This window comes from Streptomyces sp. NPDC002779, assembly GCF_042888685.1.
Classification (GTDB): domain Bacteria; phylum Actinomycetota; class Actinomycetes; order Streptomycetales; family Streptomycetaceae; genus Streptomyces.
The window spans coordinates 241,542-262,988 of the sequence record NZ_JBIAQC010000008.1 but is presented as its reverse complement, the minus strand read 5'-3'; the positions used below and the strand labels follow the sequence as shown (position 1 = coordinate 262,988).

Here is a 21,447-nt window from a genome sequence, read left to right as displayed (position 1 = left end):
CCTGCAGAAACGATCCGCAGGTCAGAGCGCTGGGCGATCAGCCGCCGTGGTGCAGCAGCCATCCGCGCCAGGCGGAGGCGACCATCTCGCGCACCGAGCGGCGGGCCGTCCAGCCGAGTTCCTCGGCGGCCAGCGCGGCCGAGGCGACGGCCCGCGGCGCGTCCCCGGGGCGGCGGTCCTCGACGACGGGCGGCCGGGCGTCGCCGGTGACCTCGCCGATGACGTCGATCAGCTCGCGCACCGAGACGCCCTCGCCGCGGCCGATGTTGACCGTGAGGTCGCCGCTCAGGTCGGTCAGCCGCCGGGCGGCGGCGAGATGGGCCTCGGCGAGGTCGGCGACATGGATGTAGTCGCGGACGCAGGTGCCGTCCGGCGTCGGGTAGTCGGCGCCGAAGATCCGGGGAGCCTCGTCGCGGGTGAGCCGGTCGAAGACCATGGGCACGATGTTGAAGACACCGGTGTCGGCGAGCTCGGGCGCGGCGGCGCCGGCCACGTTGAAGTAGCGCAGGCAGACGGTGGAGATCCCGTGGGCCCGCCCGGCGGCCCGTACCAGCCACTCGCCGGTGAGTTTCGTCTCGCCGTACGGATTCACCGGGGCGCAGGGGGTGTCCTCGGTGATGAGGTCCACATCGGGGTTGCCGTAGACGGCGGCCGACGAGGAGAAGACCAGCCGCCGGACACCGGCCTCGGCCACCGCGTCCAGGAGCGTGGCCAGACCTCCCACGTTCTCCCGGTAGTAGCGGGTGGGCTGGGCCACGGACTCGCCGACCTGCTTGCGCGCCGCGAGATGCACCACACCCGTCACCGCGTGCTCCGCCAGCACCCGCTTGAGCAGGTCGCCGTCGAGGGACGAGCCCTGGATCAGCGGCACTCCGTCCGGCAGCCGCGCGGGCACCCCGGCCGAGAGGTCGTCCAGCGCCAGCACACGCTCCCCGGCCTCGGTCATCGCCCGCGCCACGTGGGCCCCGATGTACCCCGCCCCGCCTGTGATCAGCCATGTCATGGTCGTCCACCCTATGCTCAGCCCCCGCGGCCATAGAAAATGCGGCAAATGTCCGCTCTGGCAGCGCAGTTTGTGGGCCAGGCCCCGTTTCCCCGATGATGATCGCGGCAACGGCGTGGGCGAACCACGTCGATCGGGCCGTGAAACGGGCGGTGAACGCCACGGTCCCGGTATCCGATAGCCTCTGCCGACATGCCGCCCGGGTGTCACGGACCAGGGGCGCCCCACCGTGTCAATGACCGGCGCCCGCGCGTCGGCACCCAGGGAGTGAGTTCGGTTGTCGACCGCCATCCTCACCGGCCAGCCGGTCCCCGGATCGCCGATCGAGGGCGACCTGCGCTCCCTCGGCTTCGACGTCCGGACCGCCGCCGACGCCGCGGAGGCCGAGACACTGCTGGCCCAGGTGCCGAGCCGGGAACGGGTCGCCGTGGTCGACGCCCGCTTCGTCGGCCATGTGCACGCGCTGCGCCTCGGCCTGACCGACCCCCGCTTCCCGCTCGCGGCGATCCCGGGCGCCCTGACGGCCCAGCCCGCCGCCCGCCAGGCCCTGACCCGGGCGCTGGCCCGGGAGAACTCCGCGACCGGCACCACCCTCGTGGACAGCCTCGCCGACCGGCTCACCGAGGCGGTCGACGCCCCCGTGCACCGCCCCGAGCTGGGCAGCCTCGTCGCGCAGGTCCCCGCCGACCCCCAGGCCCGCAACGAGGCACGGCAGGCCGTCGCCGCCGTCGACGACGAGGCCGTACGCCTGAAGTCGGCCGTGAAGGCCCGCGACGGCTTCTTCACCACCTTCTGCGTCAGCCCCTACTCGCGCTACCTCGCGCGCTGGTGCGCCCGCCGGGGCCTGACCCCGAACCAGGTCACCACCGCGTCCCTGCTCACCGCGCTCATAGCCGCGGCCTGCGCGGCCACCGGCACCCGCGGCGGCTTCGTCGCGGCCGGCGTGCTGCTGCTCCTCTCCTTCGTGCTGGACTGCACCGACGGCCAGCTCGCCCGCTACTCCCTGCAGTACTCCACCCTCGGCGCCTGGCTGGACGCCACCTTCGACCGGGCCAAGGAGTACGCCTACTACGCCGGCCTCGCGCTCGGAGCGGCCCGGGGCGGCGACGACGTATGGGCGCTCGCCCTCGGCGCGATGGTCCTGCAGACCTGCCGGCACGTTGTGGACTTCTCCTTCAACGAGGCGAACCACGATGCCACCGCCAACACCAGCCCCACAGCCGCCCTCTCCGACAAGCTCGACAGCGTCGGCTGGACGGTCTGGGTCCGCCGCATGATCGTGCTCCCCATCGGCGAGCGCTGGGCGATGATCGCCGTCCTGACCGCGCTCACCACCCCCCGGATCACCTTCTACGCCCTGCTCATCGGGTGCGCCTTCGCGGCGGCCTACACCACGGCGGGCCGCGTGCTGCGCTCCCTGACCCGCAAGGCCGTCCGCACGGACCGGGCCGCCCAGGCGCTGGACGACCTGGCGGACAACGGGCCGCTGACCGAACTGCTGCCTGCCAGGCTGTCGCTCAACGCGGTGGTGGCGGCCCTGACCGGCGCCGTGCTGGTGACGGGCTGCGCCCTCGTCTGGGGGGCGGGCTGGCAGACCGTCCTGGGCGCCGTCGGCTACGTCGCCTGCTCCGCCGTCGCCGTCGGCCGCCCCCTCAAGGGCGCCCTCGACTGGCTGGTCCCCCCGGTCTTCCGCGCCGCCGAGTACGGCACCGTCCTGATTCTCGCGGGCCGGGCGGAGGTGAACGGAGCCCTTCCTGCGGCTTTCGGTCTGGTGGCCGCCGTCGCCTACCATCACTACGACACGGTGTACCGCATCCGCGGCAACGCCGGAGCGCCCCCGGCCTGGCTGGTGCGCGCCATCGGGGGGCACGAAGGACGCACGCTGCTCGTCACCGTCCTTGCCGCGGTGCTCACCGCCTCGCAGTTCCCGGTCGCGCTCACGGCTGTGGCCGTGGTCATCGCGCTCGTGGTGCTCGTGGAGAGCATCCGCTTCTGGGTCTCCGCTGGAGCCCCTGCCGTACACGATGAAGGAGAACCCGCATGATCGGCCTCGTGCTGGCGGCCGGCGCCGGACGGCGTCTGCGCCCCTACACCGACAGCCTTCCCAAGGCTCTGGTGCCGGTGGGCCCCGCGGGCATAGCAGGCGAACCCACGGTTCTCGACCTCACCCTCGGCAACTTCGCCGAGATCGGGCTGACCGAGGTCGCGATCATCGTCGGCTACCGCAAGGAGGCCGTCTACGCGCGCAAGGCGGCCCTGGAGGCGAAGTACGGCCTCAAGCTGACCCTCATCGACAACGACAAGGCCGAGGAGTGGAACAACGCCTACTCCCTGTGGTGCGGCCGTGACGCCCTCAAGGACGGCGTGATCCTCGCCAACGGCGACACCGTCCACCCGGTCTCCGTCGAGAAGACGCTGCTCGCCGCCCGCGGCGACGGCAAGAAGATCATCCTCGCCCTCGACACCGTGAAGTCGCTCGCCGACGAGGAGATGAAGGTCGTCGTGGACCCCGCCAAGGGCGTCACGAAGATCACCAAGCTGATGGATCCGGCCGAGGCCACCGGCGAGTACATCGGCGTCACCCTGATCGAGGGGGACGCCGCCACCGAGCTGGCCGACGCCCTGAAGACGGTCTGGGAGACCGACCCGCAGCAGTTCTACGAGCACGGCTACCAGGAGCTCGTGAACCGCGGCTTCACGATCGACACGGCGCCGATCGGCGACGTTCAGTGGGTGGAGATCGACAACCACGACGATCTCGCCCGCGGACGGGAGATCGCGTGCCAGTACTGACCCGGCTGATCCCCTCACCGGTCGTCGTCGACATCCGCCCGGGTGCCCTCGACGACCTGGGCTGCGTCCTCGCCGACCAGCGCGTCTCGCACTCCGGCAAGCTCGCCGTCGCCGTCAGCGGCGGCTCCGGCGCCCGGCTGCGTCAGCGGCTGGAGCCGAGCCTGCCCGGTGCCACCTGGTACGAGGTCGGCGGCGGCACCCTCGACGACGCGGTCCGGCTGGCCGGTGACATAAAGGCCGGCCACTACGACGCGGTCGTCGGCCTCGGCGGCGGCAAGATCATCGACTGCGCCAAGTTCGCCGCGGCACGGGTCGGCCTCCCGCTGGTCGCCGTACCGACGAACCTCGCGCACGACGGTCTGTGCTCGCCGGTCGCCACCCTCGACAACGACGCGGGCCGCGGCTCCTACGGGGTGCCCAACCCGATCGCGGTCGTCATCGACCTCGACGTCATCCGGGAGGCCCCGGCCCGCTTCGTCCGGGCCGGCATCGGCGACGCCGTCTCCAACATCTCCGCCATCGCGGACTGGGAGCTGGCCCACCGGGTCAAGGGCGAGAAGATCGACGGCCTGGCCGCGGCCATCGCCCGGCAGGCGGGCGAGGCGGTGCTCCGGCACCCGGGAGGCATCGAGGACATCGCCTTCCTCCAGGTGCTCGCCGAGGCGCTGGTGCTCAGCGGCATCGCCATGTCGGTGTCGGGCGACTCCCGCCCGTCCTCCGGCGCCTGCCACGAGATCAACCACGCGTTCGACCTGCTCTACCCCAGGCGCGCCGCCGCCCACGGCGAACAGTGCGGACTGGGCGCGGCCTTCGCGATGTTCCTGCGCGGAGCCCATGAGGAGTCGGCCCACATGGCCGAGGTGCTGCGCCGGCACGGGCTCCCGGTGCTGCCGGAGGAGATCGGCTTCAGCCCGGACGAGTTCGTCCGGGCCGTGGAGTTCGCCCCGCAGACCCGCCCCGGCCGCTTCACGATCCTCGAACACCTCGACCTGACCACCGACCAGATCAAGGACATGTACACCGACTATGTCAAGGCCATCGGTAGCTGAACTCCGTCCGGTCGTCCACCCCGCGGGGGTGAAGGACCGGCGCAGCGGTGAGCACTGGATGGGACGCCTCTACATGCGTGAGGTGTCCCTGCGGGTCGACCGCTACCTGGTCAACACCAGGGTGACGCCCAACCAGCTCACGTACCTGATGACCGTCTTCGGTGTGCTCGCGGCCCCGGCACTGCTCGTGCCGGGGATCACGGGCGCCCTGCTGGGCGTGGTGTGCGTCCAGATGTATCTGCTGCTGGACTGCGTCGACGGCGAGATCGCCCGCTGGAAGAAGCAGTACTCGCTCAACGGCGTCTACCTCGACCGGGTCGGCGCCTACCTCACCGACGCCGCCGTCCTCGTCGGCTTCGGGCTGCGCGCCGCGGACGTGTGGGGCAGCGGCCGTATCGACTGGCTGTGGGCCTTCCTCGGCACGCTGGCCGCGCTCGGCGCCATCCTGATCAAGGCGGAGACCGACCTGGTCGGGGTCGCCCGGCACCAGGGCGGACTGCCGCCGGTCAAGGAGTCCGCCGCCGAGATGCGCTCCTCCGGGATGGCGCTGGCCCGGAGTGCCGCCGCCGCCCTGCAGTTCCACCGGCTGATCCTCGGCATCGAGGCGTCCCTGCTGATCCTGGTCCTGGCGATCGTGGACCAGCTGCGCGGCGACCTGTTCTACTCCCGGCTCGGTGTCGCCGTGCTCGCCGGCATCGCGCTGGTGCAGACCCTGCTGCACCTGGTGTCCATCCTCGCGTCGAGCAGGCTGAAGTGAGTGCCCCGATGAAGGTCGGGGCGGTCGTCATCACCATGGGCAACCGCCCCGACGAACTGCGCGCCCTCCTCGACTCGATCGCCAAGCAGGACGGCGACCGCGTCGAGGTGGTCGTGGTCGGCAACGGCTCGCCGGTCCCGGACGTGCCCGACGGCGTCCGCACCATCGAGCTGCAGGAGAACCTGGGCATCCCCGGCGGCCGCAACGTCGGCATCGAGGCCTTCGGCCCCAGCGGCCGCGACGTCGACATATTGCTCTTCCTCGACGACGACGGGCTCCTCGCCCAGCACGACACCGCCGAGCTCTGCCGCCGGGCCTTCGCCGCGGACCCCCGGCTCGGCATCATCAGCTTCCGCATCGCCGACCCGGACACGGGCGTCACCCAGCGCCGCCACGTCCCCCGGCTGCGCGCCGCCGACCCGATGCGCTCCTCCCGGGTCACCACCTTCCTCGGCGGCGCCAACGCCGTCCGCACCCAGGTCTTCGCCGAAGTCGGCGGCCTGCCGGACGAATTCTTCTACGCGCACGAGGAAACCGACCTGGCATGGCGGGCCCTCGACGCGGGCTGGTCGATCGACTACCGGTCCGACATGGTGCTGTACCACCCCACGACCGCCCCCTCCCGGCACGCGGTCTACCACCGCATGGTCGCCCGCAACCGGGTCTGGCTCGCCCGCCGCAACCTCCCCGCGCTCCTCGTCCCCGTCTACCTGGGCGTATGGATGCTGCTGACCCTGATACGCCGCCCCTCGCGGCCCGCGCTCAAGGCATGGTTCGGCGGATTCCGGGAAGGCTGGACGAGCCCGTGCGGCCCCCGTCGGCCCATGAAGTGGCGTACGGTGTGGCGGCTGACCCGGCTGGGCCGTCCTCCTGTCGTCTGACAAGCTTCACTGACAGCACAGGAGGTCCGCACCCCGGCCTCAGGCTCACGGCAAGCCCGCACAGGCTGCGCATCTCGAAGACGAAAGTTTCCACCAGTGAGTGAGACAACGCACGACGGACAGGTCGCGGTGACCGCGCCGCCGTCGCCCGACGAGGGCCTCACGGCGGCCGAGCTGGCCGCCAAGTACGGGCTGAGCGTGAGCGGCGCCCGCCCCTCGCTCCTCGAGTACGTCCGCCAGCTCTGGGACCGGCGGCACTTCATCCTCGCCTTCTCGCGGGCGAAGCTGACCGCCCAGTACAGCCAGGCCAAGCTCGGCCAGCTCTGGCAAGTGGTGACCCCGCTGCTGAACGCGGCCGTGTACTTCTTCATCTTCGGCGTCATCCTGGAGGCCGACCGGGGCATGTCCCGTGAGGTGTACATCCCGTTCCTGGTCACCGGCGTCTTCGTCTTCACCTTCACGCAGAGTTCGGTGATGGCGGGCGTCCGCGCGATCTCCGGCAACCTCGGCCTGGTGCGCGCGCTGCATTTCCCGCGCGCCTCGCTGCCGGTGTCCTTCTCGCTCCAGCAGCTCCAGCAGCTGCTTGCGTCGATGGTCGTGCTGGTCGCGGTGACGTGTGCGTTCGGCAGCTACCCGGACGTGTCCTGGCTGCTGATGGTTCCGGTGCTGGCGCTGCAGTTCCTGTTCAACACCGGTCTGGCCCTGATCATGGCCCGGGCCGGCGCCAAGACCCCGGACCTGGCGCAGCTGATGCCGTTCGTGATGCGTACCTGGATGTACGCCTCCGGCGTCATGTACTCGATCCCGATCATGCTCGCCGACAAGCCGCAGTGGATCGCGGACGTCCTGCAGTGGAACCCGGCCGCCATCTACATGGACCTGATGCGCTTCGCGCTGATCGACGGCTACGGCTCGGAGAACCTGCCGAACCACGTCTGGGCGGTCGCGGGCGGCTGGGCCCTGCTCTGCGCGGTCGGCGGCTTCGTGTACTTCTGGAAGGCGGAGGAGAGGTACGGCCGTGGCTGACACCCGGGTTCCCACCGTCATCGCCGACGAGCTGCACATCGTCTACCGCGTCAACGGCGCCAAGGCGGGCAAGGGCAGCGCCCCCGCCGCGCTCAGCCGGATCCTCAGGCGAGGCTCCGACGACACGCAGCGGGGGGTGCGCACGGTGCACGCCGTCAAGGGCGTGTCCTTCGTCGCCTACCGCGGCGAGGCCATCGGTCTGATCGGCTCCAACGGCTCCGGCAAGTCGACCCTGCTGCGGGCCATCGCGGGGCTGCTCCCGGCGGAGCGGGGCAAGGTCTTCACCGACGGCCAGCCCTCGCTGCTGGGGGTGAACGCGGCCCTGATGAACGACCTGACCGGCGAGCGGAACGTCATCCTGGGCGGTCTCGCCATGGGCATGTCCCGCGAGGAGATCAAGGAGCGCTACCAGCAGATCGTCGACTTCTCGGGCATCAACGAGAAGGGCGACTTCATCACCCTGCCGATGCGCACCTACTCCTCGGGCATGGCGGCCCGGCTGCGGTTCTCCATCGCCGCCGCCAAGGACCATGACGTCCTGATGATCGACGAGGCCCTGGCCACCGGCGACCGCAAGTTCCAGAAGCGCTCCGAGCAGCGCATCCGGGAGCTGCGCAAGGAGGCCGGCACGGTGTTCCTGGTCAGCCACAACAACAAGTCGATCCGTGACACCTGCGACCGGGTGCTGTGGCTGGAGCGCGGCGAGCTGCGCATGGACGGCCCGACCGACGAGGTCCTCAAGGAGTACGAGAAGTTCACGGGCAAGTAGTCCACCCCGCACCGGCGCACCCGGCCGAGCCCGCTTCCCGTCGCCCCGCCGGAACCCGTCCGGCGGGGCTCCGCGTCTGCAAAGGAAACGTCAACTTCGGTCGTTCTCAGGAATCTTGGGACCAATCGGTGTGTTCTTGTGATGCGCAGGACACCCCGGCGAACCGCCGTGCGTTGTACAACGTAAGCTGTACCGGTCCCCAATCGCGGCAAGTGGGGCGATAATGCCCCTCACCCTCTACGGGGAGGCCGCGCGGACCGCTGGGCGGCGTGTCCGAAATAGTGTGTATTGGGTCGGCGGTGTAGAACGGGAGATGTGACGGCAATGGCTACGGAAACTCCCCTGCGCAACGCACCATGTGCCGTCCCCGCCCCGGGCAGCCCGCGGTGACGGGAACCGGCATGCCGCCGGCCGGTGAGGCGGAGCGCGGCACGCTCGACAAGGCCGCGCACGAGAACTTCCCCGTGGCCCCCTTCTTCCTGCCCCGGGCCTGGCGCACCGACCTCATGGCCGTCTACGGCTTCGCCCGCCTCGTCGACGACATCGGCGACGGCGATCTGGCCCCCGGCGGCGCCGACGCGCGGCTGCTCGGCGTGCCGGCCACGGACGCCGACGACCGGCTGCTGATGCTGGACGCCTTCGAGGCCGACCTGCGACGCGTGTTCGACGCCACGCCCCGGCACCCCCTGCTGCGCCGCCTGCAGCCCACGGTCCGCCGCTGCTCGCTGACCCCCGAGCCGTTCCTCGCCCTGATCGCGGCCAACCGCCAGGACCAGCTGGTCAGCCGCTACGAGAGCTACGACGACCTGCTCGCCTACTGCGCGCTGTCCGCCAACCCCGTCGGACATCTCGTCCTCGGCGTGACCGGCACCGCCACCCCCGAGCGGATCCGCCGCTCCGACGCGATCTGCACCGCCCTGCAGATCGTCGAGCACCTCCAGGACGTCGCCGAGGACCTCGGCCGCGACCGCGTCTACCTGCCCGCCGCGGACATGAAGCGCTTTCACGTCCAGGAGGCGGATCTCGCCAAGACCACAGCGGGGGCATCGGTGCGCGCACTGATCGCCTTCGAGGCCCAACGCGCCCGCGAGCTCCTGAATGAAGGCGCCCCCCTGGTGGGTAGCGTCCACGGCAGGCTGAGACTGCTGCTCGCAGGGTTCGTGGCGGGGGGAAGGGCGGCGATCCACGCGATCGCCGCCGCCGATTTCGACGTACTTCCCGGCCCGCCCAAGCCCGGCAAGATCCAGCTGCTGCGCGAGGTGGGCGTGACTCTGCGAGGAGAGGGGTGATCCGGACTGTGGAGTTCGCACCACACGCGTCCGCACCGGTACTCGCCGCCTACAGCTACTGCGAGGCCGTCACCGGACAGCAGGCACGCAACTTCGCGTACGGCATCCGGCTGCTGCCGACGCCGAAGCGGCGCGCGATGTCGGCGCTGTACGCGTTCTCGCGCCGTGTCGACGACATCGGCGACGGCGCTCTGGCCCACGGGGTCAAGGTCGCCAGACTGGAGGACACCCGGGCGCTGCTCACCCGGGTGCGCGACGGCGCGGTCGACGAGGACGACACCGACCCGGTCGCGGTCGCCCTCGCCCATGCCGCCGAGGTCTTCCCGATCCCCCTCGACGGCCTGGACGAGCTGATCGACGGCGTGCTGATGGACGTACGCGGCGAGACGTACGAGACCTGGGACGACCTGAAGGTGTACTGCCGCTGTGTGGCGGGCGCCATCGGGCGGCTCTCGCTCGGTGTGTTCGGCACCGAGCCCGGGGCGCGCGGCGCCGAGCGCGCGCCGGAGTACGCGGACACGCTCGGGCTCGCGCTGCAGCTCACCAACATCCTGAGAGACGTGCGCGAGGACGCGGAGGGCGGCCGTACCTACCTGCCCGCCGACGACCTCGCGAAATTCGGCTGCTCGGCCGGGTTCGCCGGGCCGGCCGTGCCGGAGGGCGCGGACTTCGCGGGCCTCGTGCACTTCGAAGTGCGCAGGGCCCGCGCCCTTTTCGCCGAGGGCTACCGGCTGCTGCCGATGCTCGACCGGCGCAGCGGCGCCTGCGTCGCCGCCATGGCCGGCATCTACCGCCGCCTGCTGGACCGCATCGAGCGCGAGCCGGAGGCGGTGCTGCGCGGGCGCGTCTCCCTGCCCGGACGGGAGAAGGCGTACGTGGCCGTGCGCGGCCTTTCCGGTCTCGACACCCGGCATGTGACGCGGCGGCCGAACAGGAGGCGGGCCTGATGGACGAACCGGTCCGAGGCGAAGCCACCGGCGACAAGTGGCAGGCAACCCTCCGTGGCGCGGCGGCGTCCCTGACTGAGACGGCCGGCCGTGCACCGTTGAAGCACCGCGGCGGCCGTTCGGGGGAGGGCACACGATGACCGACGGCATCACGACCAAAGGCCATGCCGTCGTGGTCGGCGGCGGCCTCGCCGGCATCACCGCGGCGCTGGCGCTCGCCGACGCGGGGGTCCGCGTGACGCTTCTGGAGGGGCGGCCCCGCCTCGGCGGACTCGCCTTCTCCTTCCAGCGCGGCGACCTCACCGTCGACAACGGCCAGCATGTCTACCTGCGCTGCTGCACCGCCTACCGCTGGTTCCTCGACCGGATCGAGGGCACCGCGCTGGCGCCGTTGCAGGATCGTCTCGACGTGCCCGTACTCGACCTGGCCAAGCCCGAGGGGCGGCGGCTCGGCCGGATCCGGCGCGACCCGCTGCCCGTACCGCTGCACCTGGGGCGCAGCCTCGCCACCTACCCGCACCTCTCCCTCGCCGAGCGCGCCGCCGTCGGGCGTGCCGCGCTCGCGCTGATGTCGCTCGACCTCGCTGATCCGGCCCTGGACGCGCAGAACTTCGGCACCTGGCTGGCCGCGCACGGGCAGTCCCCGCGGGCCGTCACGGCCCTGTGGAACCTGGTCGGGATCGCCACCCTCAACGCGTTCGCGGAGGACGCCTCCCTGGGGCTCGCCGCGATGGTGTTCAAGACCGGTCTGCTCTCCGACCCCGGCGCGGCCGACATCGGATGGGCGCATGTCCCGCTGGGCGACCTGCACGACCGGCTGGCCCGCAAGGCACTCGACTCCGCGGGCGTGCGCACCCAGACGCGTACCCGGGTCACCTCCATCTCCCCTGACGGCGACGGCCGTTGGAGCGTCGAGGTGCCCGGCGCGACGCTCCGGGCGGACGCCGTCGTCCTCGCCGTACCGCAGAGCGAGGCCCACGACCTGCTGCCCGAGGGAGCCCTGGACGACCCCGGACGGCTGCTCGACATCGGCACCGCGCCGATCCTGAACGTCCATGTCGTCTACGACCGCCCGGTGCTGAGCGCCCCCTTCTTCGCCGCCCTCGGCACTCCGGTGCAGTGGGTGTTCGACCGGACGGACTCCTCCGGTCTGCGCGAGGGGCAGTACCTCGCGCTGTCGCAGTCGGCCGCCCACCACGAGATCGACGCGCCGGTGGCCCAGCTGCGCGAGAAGTACCTGCCGGAGCTGGCCCGGCTGCTGCCACTGGCCCGGGGCGCCGAGGTGAAGGACTTCTTCGTGACCCGGGAGCGCACGGCGACGTTCGCCCCCACCCCCGGTGTCGGGCGGCTGCGGCCCGGCACCCGCACCAAGGCCGCCGGCCTCTATCTGGCCGGAGCGTGGACCGCCACAGGGTGGCCCGCGACCATGGAGAGTGCGGTCCGCAGCGGTGTGAGCGCGGCCGACGCCGCGCTGAGCGCCTTGGGCCGGCCCCGCCCCCGCCACCTCTTCGAAGTCGAGGAGGCGGCCTGATGCTGCATCAGCGCGCGGCTGGTCCCCGCACCCCCGGTACCGCAACAAGAGGAGAGACTGTGCCCCCTGTGCCCCCGGCCTCGACGGCTTCCGAGGCGGTGGACGTGACCGCGCTCCTGGAACGCGGCCGGACCCTGGCCACACCGGTACTGCGGGCGGCCATCGACCGCCTGGCGCCTCCCATGGACACCGTCTCCGCCTACCACTTCGGCTGGATCGACGCCCAGGGCAGGCCCACGGCCGGCGACGGCGGCAAGGCCGTGCGCCCCGCCCTCGCCGTGCTCTCCGCCGAGGTCACCGGCGCCGCCCCCGAGGTCGGCATCCCCGGCGCGGTCGCCGTCGAGCTGGTGCACAACTTCTCGCTCCTGCACGACGACCTGATGGACGGCGACGAGCAGCGCCGGCACCGCGACACGGTGTGGAAGGTGCACGGCCCCGCCCAGGCCATCCTGGTCGGCGACGCCCTGTTCGCCCTCGCCAACGAGCTGCTCCTGGAGCTCGGCACCGTCCGGGCCGGCCGCGCCACCCGCCGGCTGACCAGCGCCACCCGGGCGCTGATCGACGGACAGGCCCAGGACATGTCCTACGAGCACCGCGACCGCGTCAGCGTCGAGGAGTGCCTGGAGATGGAGGGCAACAAGACCGGCGCGCTGCTCGCCTGCGCCAGCTCCATCGGGGCGGTGCTCGGCGGCGCGGACGACCGCACCGCCGACACCCTGGAGAAGTACGGCTACCACCTCGGCCTCGCCTTCCAGGCCGTCGACGACCTCCTCGGCATCTGGGGCGACCCGGTCTCCACCGGCAAGCAGACCTGGAGCGATCTGCGCCAGCGCAAGAAGTCCCTTCCGGTCGTGGCCGCGCTCGCGGCGGGCGGCGCCGCCTCCGAGCAGCTCGCCGAGCTGCTCGCCGCCGACGCCGAGAGCAGCGACTTCGAGACGTTCTCCGAGGAGGAGTTCGCCACCCGCGCCGCGCTCATCGAGGAGGCGGGCGGCCGCGAGTGGACCGCGCAAGAGGCCCGCCGTCAGCACACCGTCGCCATCGAAGCCCTGGACGCCGTCGACATGCCCGACCGGGTGCGGGCCCAGTTCACGGCGCTGGCCGACTTCGTCGTCGTACGAAAGAGATGATCACTATCGGTCGAATAGCCCTCGCGTAGTCGCCGGCCGGTGGCGCGAGCAAGCGCGCACCGGCCGACGGCGGACCCACAGCAGAGCACCATTTGCACACTGCACGAAGGGGAAGCCATGACAGCGACGACCGACGGAAGCACCGGGGCCCTGCCGCCCCGCGCTGCCGCGGCCAGCGAAACCGACAGCATCACCCCCGCGGCGGCGGGGGTTCACGACGCCGCCGAGCACGCCATGCGGCGTGCCACCGACTTCCTGCTGTCCCGGCAGGACGCCGAGGGCTGGTGGAAGGGCGACCTCGAGACGAACGTCACCATGGACGCCGAGGATCTGCTGCTCCGTCAGTTCCTGGGCATCCTGGAGGAGTCCACCGCCCACGCCGCCGCCCTGTTCATCCGCGGCGAGCAGCGCGAGGACGGCACCTGGGCCACCTTCTACGGCGGCCCCGGCGACCTCTCCGCCACCATCGAGGCCTATGTCGCGCTGCGCCTGGCGGGCGACGCGCCGGACGCGCCCCACATGGCGAAGGCGTCGGCCTGGATCAGGGCCCGCGGCGGGATCGCCGCCGCCCGGGTGTTCACCCGGATCTGGCTGGCCCTGTTCGGCTGGTGGAAGTGGGAGGACCTGCCCGAACTCCCGCCCGAGCTGATCTGGTTCCCGACCTGGGTGCCGCTCAACATCTACGACTTCGGCTGCTGGGCCCGGCAGACCATCGTCCCGCTGACGATCGTCTCCGCCAAGCGGCCGGTACGCCCCGCGCCCTTCCCGCTGGACGAACTGCACACCGATCCGGCGAACCCCAACCCGTCCAAGCCCCTTGCTCCGGCGGCGAGTTGGGACGGCGCCTTTCAACGGCTCGACAAGGCGCTGCACCAGCTGCGCCGGATCGCCCCGCGCAGGCTGCGCCGGGCCGCGATGAACACCGCCGCCCGCTGGATCATCGAGCGCCAGGAGAACGACGGCTGCTGGGGCGGCATCCAGCCCCCCGCGGTGTACTCGATCATCGCCCTGCACCTGCTCGGCTACGACCTCCAGCACCCGGTGATCCGGGAGGGGCTCGCCTCGCTGGACCGTTTCGCCGTCTGGCGCGAGGACGGCGCCCGCATGATCGAGGCCTGTCAGTCCCCGGTCTGGGACACCTGCCTCGCCACCATCGCGCTCGCCGACGCCGGGCTGCCCGCCGACCATCCGCAACTGGTCAAGGCGGCCGACTGGATGCTCGGCGAGGAGATCGTCCGGCCCGGTGACTGGGCCGTGAAGCGCCCCCAACTGCCGCCCGGGGGCTGGGCGTTCGAGTTCCACAACGACAACTACCCCGACATCGACGACACCGCCGAGGTGGTCCTCGCGCTGCGCCGGGTCCGCCACCACGACCCGGAGCGGGTGGAGAAGGCGATCGGGCGCGGGGTCCGCTGGAGCCTCGGGATGCAGTCCAGGAACGGTGCCTGGGGTGCCTTCGACGTCGACAACACCAGTCCCTTCCCCAACCGGTTGCCGTTCTGCGACTTCGGCGAGGTCATCGACCCGCCGTCGGCCGATGTCACCGCGCACGTCGTGGAGATGCTCGCCGTGGAGGGCCTCGCCCACGACCCGCGCACCCGGCGGGGCATCCAGTGGCTGCTCGCCGAACAGGAGGCGGACGGCTCGTGGTTCGGACGCTGGGGCGTCAACTACGTCTACGGCACCGGATCCGTCGTCCCCGCCCTCACGGCCGCCGGGATCCCCACCGCGCACCCGGCGATCCGCCGGGCCGTGGCCTGGCTGGAGTCCGTCCAGAACGACGACGGCGGCTGGGGCGAGGACCTGCGCTCCTACCGGGACGCCAAGGGCTGGAGCGGCCGGGGCGTCTCCACCCCCTCGCAGACCGCTTGGGCACTGATGGCGCTGCTGGCGGCGGGGGAGCGGGACTCCCGGGCCGTGGAGCGCGGGGTGGCATGGCTCGCGGCCACCCAGCGCGCGGACGGCTCCTGGGACGAGCCGTACTTCACCGGCACCGGGTTCCCCTGGGACTTCTCCATCAACTACCACCTCTACCGGCAGGTCTTCCCGCTCACCGCGCTCGGCCGGTACGTGCACGGGGAGCCCTTCGCCGACGCCAAGGGGGGCTGATGAGCGCACAGCCCGCCGCGGCCCCGCTGCTGATCGCCTGCGCGCTCGGCATCGAGCGCCTGGCGCTGCGCACGGGCGACCAGCGTGGCGCCGGCGGGCCGGTCACCGTGGTGCGGACCGGCATGGGACCCCGGGCGGCCGAGCGGTCCGTCACCCGGGTCCTCGCGCAACCGGCGCTGGCCGGGGCCGCCGTGCTCGCCACCGGCTTCTGCGCGGGGCTCGCCCCCGGGATGCACCCCGGCGACCTGGTCGTCGCCGAGGAGACCCGGGATCCGCGCGGCACCACCGTGTGCGTGGCGACCGAACTGCTGGTCAAGGAACTCACCCGCGCGGTGCCGGGACGGACCGTGCACACCGGACCGCTCACCGGCTCCGATCATGTGGTCCGTGGTCAGGAACGGTCCGGTCTGCGCGCGACCGGCGCCATCGCGGTCGACATGGAGTCGGCCGCGACGCTCCTGAGCGCCGTGCGCGCGGGCGAGCGCCCCGTTGCGGCCGTACGGGTGGTCGTGGACGCTCCAGAACATGAACTGGTCCGGATCGGCACGGTACGCGGGGGAATATCTGCCTTCCGTGTTCTCAGGTCGGTCCTTCCCGCTTTCTTCGAATGGCACCGTTCTTTGCTGCTCCCCAGGAGGTGAGCCAGATGGCCATGCCGCTGCGTCAGTCCATCAAGGTCGCTACTTACTTGGCTGAACAAAAGCTCCGCAAGCGCGACAAGTTCCCGCTCATCGTGGAGCTGGAACCGCTGTACGCGTGCAACCTCAAGTGCGAGGGTTGCGGCAAGATCCAGCATCCGGCGGGCGTGCTCAAGCAGCGCATGCCGGTCGCCCAGGCCGTGGGCGCGGTGCTCGAATCCGGCGCGCCGATGGTGTCGATCGCCGGCGGTGAGCCCCTGATGCACCCGCAGATCGACGAGATCGTGCGGCAGTTGGTGGCCAAGCGGAAATACGTCTTCCTGTGCACCAATGCCCTGCTGCTGCGCAAGAAGATGGACAAGTTCAAGCCCTCGCCCTACTTCGCCTTCGCCGTGCACATCGACGGCCTGCGCGAGCGCCACGACGAGTCGGTGGCGAAGGAGGGCGTGTTCGACGAGGCGGTGGAGGCGATCAAGGAGGCCAAGCGGCGCGGCTTCCGGGTCACCACCAACTCCACCTTCTTCAACACCGACACCCCGCAGACCATCATCGAGGTCCTCGACTTCCTCAACGACGACCTGAAGGTCGACGAGATGATGATCTCGCCCGCCTACGCCTACGAGAAGGCCCCCGACCAGGAGCACTTCCTGGGTGTGGAGCAGACCCGCGAACTGTTCAAGAAGGCCTTCGCGGGCGGCAACCGGCGCAAGTGGCGGCTCAACCACTCCCCGCTCTTCCTGGACTTCCTGGAGGGCAAGGTCGACTTCCCGTGCACCGCGTGGGCGATCCCGAACTACTCGCTCTTCGGCTGGCAGCGCCCCTGCTACCTGATGAGCGACGGCTATGTGCCGACGTACCGCGAACTCGTCGAGGAGACCGACTGGGACAAGTACGGCCGCGGCAAGGACCCGCGTTGCGCCAACTGCATGGCGCACTGCGGTTACGAGCCCACCGCCGTCCTCGCCACCATGGGCTCCCTGAAGGAGTCGCTGCGCGCGATGCGTGAGACGGTCAGCGGAAACCGGGAGTGACCTGATGACCGCCATCCCCTTGGGTGTTCCCGGGGTACCGGCCCGGCCGATCGCCGAGCGGCGACGGTCGCGACGGATCCAGGTCGGACCGGTGGCGGTCGGGGGCGGGGCCCCGGTGTCGGTGCAGTCGATGACCACCACCCGCACGTCCGACATCGGCGCCACCCTGCAGCAGATCGCCGAACTCACCGCGTCCGGCTGCCAGATCGTCCGCGTCGCCTGCCCCACGCAGGACGACGCGGACGCCCTCGCGACCATCGCGCGCAAGTCGCAGATCCCGGTGATCGCGGACATCCACTTCCAGCCCAAGTACGTGTTCGCCGCGATCGAGGCGGGCTGTGCGGCCGTACGCGTCAATCCCGGCAACATCAAGCAGTTCGACGACAAGGTCAAGGAGATCGCGCGGGCCGCGGCCGACCACGGCACGCCGATCCGGATCGGGGTCAACGCGGGCTCGCTGGACCGGCGACTGCTCCGGAAGTACGGGAAGGCCACGCCCGAGGCGCTGGTGGAGAGCGCCCTGTGGGAAGCGTCGCTGTTCGAGGAGCACGGCTTCCGGGACATCAAGATCTCGGTGAAGCACAACGACCCCGTGGTGATGGTCAGCGCCTATCAGCTGCTCGCCGAGCAGTGCGACCACCCGCTGCACCTGGGAGTCACGGAGGCCGGTCCCGCCTTCCAGGGCACGATCAAGTCGGCGGTGGCCTTCGGGGCGCTGCTCAGCCGGGGGATCGGCGACACGATCCGGGTGTCCCTGTCGGCGCCGCCCGCCGAGGAGGTCAAGGTCGGCATCCAGATCCTGGAGTCCCTGGGCCTGCGGCAGCGGCGTCTGGAGATCGTCTCGTGCCCCTCCTGCGGGCGCGCCCAGGTCGACGTCTACAAGCTGGCCGACGAGGTGACGGCGGGCCTGGAGGGCATGGAGGTGCCGCTGCGGGTGGCCGTCATGGGATGTGTGGTCAACGGTCCCGGCGAGGCGCGGGAGGCGGACCTGGGGGTCGCCTCCGGCAACGGCAAGGGGCAGATCTTCGTGAAGGGCGAGGTCGTCAGGACCGTGCCCGAGTCGAGGATCGTGGAGACCCTCATCGAGGAGGCGATGAAGATCGCCGAGCGGATGGAGCAGGACGGCGTCGGGTCGGGGGAGCCGGCCGTCACCGTGAGTTGAGCACCACGGACCGAAGGGGGCCCGCACATGACGATTCTGGAGAGCATCCGGGGACCACGCGACCTGAAGGCGCTGTCCGAGCCGGAACTTCGGCAACTGTCCGAGGAGATCAGGGAGTTCCTGGTGCACGCGGTCGCCAGGACCGGCGGGCACCTCGGGCCCAACCTGGGGGTGGTGGAACTCACCGTCGCCCTGCACCGGGTCTTCGAGTCGCCGGTCGACCGCATCGTGTGGGACACCGGCCATCAGAGCTATGTGCACAAGCTCCTGACGGGGCGTCAGGACTTCTCCAAGCTGCGCGGCAAGGGCGGCCTGTCCGGCTACCCCTCGCGCGAGGAGTCCGAGCACGACATCGTCGAGAACAGCCACGCCTCCACCGCGCTGGGCTGGGCGGACGGGCTCGCCAAGGCCCGCCAGGTGCAGGGCGGGAAGGGCCATGTCGTCGCGGTCATCGGCGACGGTGCGCTGACCGGCGGGATGGCCTGGGAGGCGCTGAACAACATCGCGGCCGCCAAGGACCGGCCGCTGATCATCGTCGTCAACGACAACGAGCGGTCCTACGCCCCGACCATCGGCGGCCTGGCCAACCACCTCGCCACCCTGCGCACCACCGACAGCTACGAACGGGTCCTGGCCTGGGGCAAGGACGTCCTGCTGCGCACGCCCCTGGTCGGCCACACCCTCTACGAGTCCCTGCACGGCGCCAAGAAGGGCTTCAAGGACGCCTTCGCCCCGCAGGGCCTGTTCGAGGACCTGGGCCTGAAGTACGTCGGGCCCATCGACGGGCACGACATCGGCGCCGTCGAGTCCGCGCTGCGCCGCGCGAAGCGCTTCCACGGGCCCGTCCTGGTGCACTGCCTCACGGAGAAGGGCCGCGGCTACGAACCCGCCCTCGCGCACGAGGAGGACCACTTCCACACCGTCGGTGCGATGGACCCGCTCACCTGCGAGTCCCTCGTCCCCGCGGGCGGGCCTTCCTGGACGTCGGTGTTCGGCGACGAGATCGTGAAGATCGGGGAGGAGCGCGAGGACGTCGTGGCGATCACGGCGGCCATGCTGCACCCGGTGGGGCTCGGCAGGTTCGCCCAGCGGTTCCCGGACCGGGTCTGGGACGTCGGCATCGCCGAGCAGCATGCCGCGGTGTCCGCGGCGGGGCTCGCCACCGGCGGGGTCCATCCCGTCGTCGCCGTCTACGCCACCTTCCTCAACCGCGCCTTCGACCAGCTCCTGATGGACGTGGCCCTGCACAAGTGCGGGGTGACCTTCGTCCTGGACCGGGCGGGGGTCACCGGAGTCGACGGCGCCTCCCACAACGGCATGTGGGACATGTCGATCCTCCAGGTCGTGCCCGGCCTCAGGATCGCCGCGCCGCGCGACGCCGACCAGCTGCGGGCGCAGCTGCGGGAAGCCGTCGCCGTGGACGACGCGCCGACCCTCGTCCGGTTCCCCAAGGAGTCGGTGGGCCCGGCGATCCCGGCGGTGGACCGGGTCGGCGGCCTGGACGTGCTGCACCGCGGGGAGCGGCCCGAGGTGCTGCTGGTCGCCGTCGGCGTGATGGCCCCCGTCTGCCTCCGGGCCGCGGAGCTGCTCGCGGCCCGGGGCATCGACTGCACGGTGGTGGACCCACGCTGGGTCAAGCCCGTCGACCCGGCGCTGCCCGCGCTGGCCGCCGGGCACCGGCTGGTGGCCGTCGTGGAGGACAACAGCCGGGCCGCCGGAGTGGGCGCCGCCGTGGCGCTGGCCCTCGGTGACGCCGACGTCGACGTGCCGGTACGGCGCTTCGGCATCCCCGAGCAGTTCCTCGCCCACGCCAAACGCGGCGAGGTACTGGCCGACATCGGCCTCACCCCCGTCGAGGTCGCCGGACGGATCGGCGCGAGCCTGGCCGTCCAGGAGCCAGTCAAGGAGACAGCGGAATGACCACGGAGTTCGACCTCGGCGCACTGCTGGCCGAGCGCGGAGCCGAGCGCTACGAGCTGCACGGCAGATACCTGAACCACCAGCTCCCGCGCATGCTGCACACCATCGGCTTCGACAAGGTCTACGAGCGCGCCGAGGGCGCCTACTTCTGGGACGCCGAGGGCCAGGAACACCTGGACATGCTCGCCGGGTTCGGGGTGATGGGCCTCGGCCGCCATCACCCCGTCGTCCGCAAGGCGCTGCACGACGTCCTCGACGCCCAGCTCGCCGACCTCACCCGCTTCGACTGCCAGCCCCTGCCCGGACTGCTCGCCGAGAAGCTGCTCGCGCACAGCCCGCACCTGGACCGGGTGTTCTTCGGCAACAGTGGCACGGAGGCGGTCGAGACCGCGCTGAAGTTCGCCCGGCGGGCGACCGGCAAGGCGCGCGTCCTGTACTGCGACCACTCCTTCCACGGCCTGACCACCGGCTCCCTGTCCGTCAACGGCGAGGACGGCTTCCGCGACGGCTTCGGGCCGCTGCTGTCCGACACCGCCGTCCCCCTCGGTGACCTCGACGCCCTGGCCCGGGAGCTGAAGAAGGGCGACGTCGCCGCCCTGATCGTCGAGCCGATCCAGGGCAAGGGCGTGCACGAGGCCCCGCCCGGCTATCTGCGGGCCGCCCAGGACCTGTTGCACCGGCACAAGGCGCTGCTCATCGCCGACGAGGTGCAGACCGGGCTCGGCCGGACCGGGGACTTCTACGCCTACCAGCACGAGGACGGGGTCGAGCCGGACCTGGTCTGCGTGGCCAAGGCGCTCTCCGGCGGCTATGTGCCGGTCGGCGCCACCCTCGGCAAGGACTGGATCTTCAAGAAGGTCTACTCCTCGATGGACCGGGTGCTGGTGCACTCGGCGAGCTTCGGCTCCAACGCACAGGCCATGGCGGCCGGCCTCGCCGTGCTCTCGGTCATCGAGAACGAGCAGATCGTCGCGAACGCCCGCGCCACCGGCGAGCTGCTGAAGTCCCGGCTCGCGGCCCTGGTCGACAAGTACGAGCTGCTCGCCGACGTACGCGGCCGGGGCCTGATGATCGGCATCGAGTTCGGCCGGCCCTCCTCCCTGAAGCTGCGCAGCCGGTGGACCATGCTCCAGGCGGCCCGCAAGGGACTCTTCGCGCAGATGGTCGTCGTACCGCTGCTCCAGCGGCACCGGATCCTCACCCAGGTCTCCGGCGACCATCTGGAGGTGATCAAGCTGATTCCGCCGCTGATCGTCGGGGAGCGGGAGGTCGAGCGGTTCGTGGACGCCTTCACCGAGGTGATGGACGACGCGCACAGCGGGGGCGGGCTGATGTGGGACTTCGGCAAGACGCTGGTGAAGCAGGCCGTCGCCAACCGGTAGGGCCACCCCGTGGCGGGCTTGCCTCTGAGGCAA

19 protein-coding genes are annotated in these 21,447 nt (G+C 71.4%); 18 read left to right on the top strand and 1 reads right to left on the bottom strand.

Annotated features, from left to right (window positions below; translation table 11 throughout):
• Positions 1-37: 37 nt before the first annotated feature.
• Positions 38-1,003: a UDP-glucose 4-epimerase GalE gene (galE, locus tag ACFYW5_RS23905; RefSeq protein WP_389419094.1), complete on the bottom strand. Its 966-nt coding sequence runs from the start codon at positions 1,001-1,003 to the stop codon at positions 38-40.
• Between the two features lie 277 nt (positions 1,004-1,280).
• On the opposite strand from galE, the gene ACFYW5_RS23900 reads away from it, so the two are divergent.
• The 18 genes from ACFYW5_RS23900 (at position 1,281) to ACFYW5_RS23815 (ending at position 21,414) form a co-directional block, all read left to right on the top strand.
• On the top strand, positions 1,281-3,047 hold the full coding sequence (locus ACFYW5_RS23900) for a DUF5941 domain-containing protein (protein WP_389419093.1): 1,767 nt from the start codon (positions 1,281-1,283) through the stop codon (positions 3,045-3,047).
• Positions 3,044-3,796 carry a sugar phosphate nucleotidyltransferase gene (locus ACFYW5_RS23895; protein ID WP_389419092.1) on the top strand — a complete coding sequence of 251 codons (753 nt, stop codon included), beginning with the start codon at positions 3,044-3,046 and terminating at the stop codon, positions 3,794-3,796. The genes ACFYW5_RS23900 and ACFYW5_RS23895 overlap by 4 nt, the downstream gene beginning before the upstream one ends.
• Positions 3,784-4,845: an iron-containing alcohol dehydrogenase family protein gene (locus ACFYW5_RS23890; protein WP_389419091.1), complete on the top strand. Its 1,062-nt coding sequence runs from the start codon at positions 3,784-3,786 to the stop codon at positions 4,843-4,845. The genes ACFYW5_RS23895 and ACFYW5_RS23890 overlap by 13 nt, the downstream gene beginning before the upstream one ends.
• Positions 4,823-5,602, top strand: coding sequence for a CDP-alcohol phosphatidyltransferase family protein (locus ACFYW5_RS23885; RefSeq protein WP_389419090.1), 780 nt, complete (start codon positions 4,823-4,825; stop codon positions 5,600-5,602). The genes ACFYW5_RS23890 and ACFYW5_RS23885 overlap by 23 nt, the downstream gene beginning before the upstream one ends.
• Positions 5,603-5,610: 8 nt before the next feature.
• Positions 5,611-6,483 carry a glycosyltransferase family 2 protein gene (locus ACFYW5_RS23880; protein WP_389419220.1) on the top strand — a complete coding sequence of 291 codons (873 nt, stop codon included), beginning with the start codon at positions 5,611-5,613 and terminating at the stop codon, positions 6,481-6,483.
• A gap of 96 nt (positions 6,484-6,579) precedes the next feature.
• Positions 6,580-7,509, top strand: coding sequence for an ABC transporter permease (locus ACFYW5_RS23875; protein ID WP_389419089.1), 930 nt, complete (start codon positions 6,580-6,582; stop codon positions 7,507-7,509).
• A complete protein-coding gene (locus ACFYW5_RS23870; RefSeq protein ID WP_389419088.1) occupies positions 7,502-8,278 on the top strand; it encodes an ABC transporter ATP-binding protein in 777 nt (258 codons plus the stop codon). Before ACFYW5_RS23875 ends, ACFYW5_RS23870 begins: the two co-directional genes overlap by 8 nt.
• 401 nt (positions 8,279-8,679) lie before the next feature.
• Entirely contained in the window at positions 8,680-9,567 is an 888-nt protein-coding gene (gene hpnC, locus ACFYW5_RS23865; RefSeq protein WP_389419087.1) for a squalene synthase HpnC, read from the top strand.
• The gene (hpnD, locus tag ACFYW5_RS23860; RefSeq protein ID WP_389419086.1) at positions 9,564-10,514 is read left to right on the top strand and encodes a presqualene diphosphate synthase HpnD; all 951 of its coding nucleotides are present in this window, start codon (positions 9,564-9,566) and stop codon (positions 10,512-10,514) included. The genes hpnC and hpnD overlap by 4 nt, the downstream gene beginning before the upstream one ends.
• Positions 10,514-10,654, top strand: coding sequence for a DUF6380 family protein (locus tag ACFYW5_RS23855; RefSeq protein ID WP_389419085.1), 141 nt, complete (start codon positions 10,514-10,516; stop codon positions 10,652-10,654). The genes hpnD and ACFYW5_RS23855 overlap by 1 nt, the downstream gene beginning before the upstream one ends.
• A complete protein-coding gene (gene hpnE / locus ACFYW5_RS23850) occupies positions 10,651-12,045 on the top strand; it encodes a hydroxysqualene dehydroxylase HpnE (RefSeq protein WP_389419084.1) in 1,395 nt (464 codons plus the stop codon). Before ACFYW5_RS23855 ends, hpnE begins: the two co-directional genes overlap by 4 nt.
• Positions 12,045-13,172 (top strand): polyprenyl synthetase family protein, encoded by a 1,128-nt coding sequence (locus ACFYW5_RS23845; RefSeq protein ID WP_389419083.1) that lies wholly within the window; start codon positions 12,045-12,047, stop codon positions 13,170-13,172. The genes hpnE and ACFYW5_RS23845 overlap by 1 nt, the downstream gene beginning before the upstream one ends.
• A 117-nt stretch (positions 13,173-13,289) precedes the next feature.
• The gene (shc, locus tag ACFYW5_RS23840; RefSeq protein ID WP_389419082.1) at positions 13,290-15,281 is read left to right on the top strand and encodes a squalene--hopene cyclase; all 1,992 of its coding nucleotides are present in this window, start codon (positions 13,290-13,292) and stop codon (positions 15,279-15,281) included.
• The gene (locus ACFYW5_RS23835; protein ID WP_389419081.1) at positions 15,281-15,922 is read left to right on the top strand and encodes a 1-hydroxy-2-methyl-2-butenyl 4-diphosphate reductase; all 642 of its coding nucleotides are present in this window, start codon (positions 15,281-15,283) and stop codon (positions 15,920-15,922) included. Before shc ends, ACFYW5_RS23835 begins: the two co-directional genes overlap by 1 nt.
• A 5-nt stretch (positions 15,923-15,927) precedes the next feature.
• Positions 15,928-16,950, top strand: coding sequence for an adenosyl-hopene transferase HpnH (gene hpnH, locus ACFYW5_RS23830; protein ID WP_389419080.1), 1,023 nt, complete (start codon positions 15,928-15,930; stop codon positions 16,948-16,950).
• Between the two features lie 4 nt (positions 16,951-16,954).
• A complete protein-coding gene (ispG, locus tag ACFYW5_RS23825; protein ID WP_389419079.1) occupies positions 16,955-18,112 on the top strand; it encodes a flavodoxin-dependent (E)-4-hydroxy-3-methylbut-2-enyl-diphosphate synthase in 1,158 nt (385 codons plus the stop codon).
• Between the two features lie 27 nt (positions 18,113-18,139).
• Entirely contained in the window at positions 18,140-20,032 is a 1,893-nt protein-coding gene (gene dxs / locus ACFYW5_RS23820; protein WP_389419078.1) for a 1-deoxy-D-xylulose-5-phosphate synthase, read from the top strand.
• On the top strand, positions 20,029-21,414 hold the full coding sequence (locus ACFYW5_RS23815) for an aspartate aminotransferase family protein (protein ID WP_389419077.1): 1,386 nt from the start codon (positions 20,029-20,031) through the stop codon (positions 21,412-21,414). Before dxs ends, ACFYW5_RS23815 begins: the two co-directional genes overlap by 4 nt.
• The last annotated feature ends 33 nt before the right edge of the window (positions 21,415-21,447 follow it).

Coding starts and splice junctions, on each gene's coding strand:
- hpnH (WP_389419080.1), top strand. CDS start 15,928: ATGGCCATGCCGCTGCGTCAGTCCATCAAGGTCGCTACTTACTTGGCT.
- ACFYW5_RS23895 (WP_389419092.1), top strand. CDS start 3,044: ATGATCGGCCTCGTGCTGGCGGCCGGCGCCGGACGGCGTCTGCGCCCC.
- hpnE (WP_389419084.1), top strand. CDS start 10,651: ATGACCGACGGCATCACGACCAAAGGCCATGCCGTCGTGGTCGGCGGC.
- shc (WP_389419082.1), top strand. CDS start 13,290: ATGACAGCGACGACCGACGGAAGCACCGGGGCCCTGCCGCCCCGCGCT.
- ACFYW5_RS23835 (WP_389419081.1), top strand. CDS start 15,281: ATGAGCGCACAGCCCGCCGCGGCCCCGCTGCTGATCGCCTGCGCGCTC.
- ispG (WP_389419079.1), top strand. CDS start 16,955: ATGACCGCCATCCCCTTGGGTGTTCCCGGGGTACCGGCCCGGCCGATC.
- dxs (WP_389419078.1), top strand. CDS start 18,140: ATGACGATTCTGGAGAGCATCCGGGGACCACGCGACCTGAAGGCGCTG.
- ACFYW5_RS23815 (WP_389419077.1), top strand. CDS start 20,029: ATGACCACGGAGTTCGACCTCGGCGCACTGCTGGCCGAGCGCGGAGCC.
- ACFYW5_RS23880 (WP_389419220.1), top strand. CDS start 5,611: ATGAAGGTCGGGGCGGTCGTCATCACCATGGGCAACCGCCCCGACGAA.
- ACFYW5_RS23885 (WP_389419090.1), top strand. CDS start 4,823: ATGTCAAGGCCATCGGTAGCTGAACTCCGTCCGGTCGTCCACCCCGCG.
- ACFYW5_RS23845 (WP_389419083.1), top strand. CDS start 12,045: ATGCTGCATCAGCGCGCGGCTGGTCCCCGCACCCCCGGTACCGCAACA.
- ACFYW5_RS23855 (WP_389419085.1), top strand. CDS start 10,514: ATGGACGAACCGGTCCGAGGCGAAGCCACCGGCGACAAGTGGCAGGCA.
- hpnC (WP_389419087.1), top strand. CDS start 8,680: ATGCCGCCGGCCGGTGAGGCGGAGCGCGGCACGCTCGACAAGGCCGCG.
- galE (WP_389419094.1), bottom strand. CDS start 1,003: ATGACATGGCTGATCACAGGCGGGGCGGGGTACATCGGGGCCCACGTG.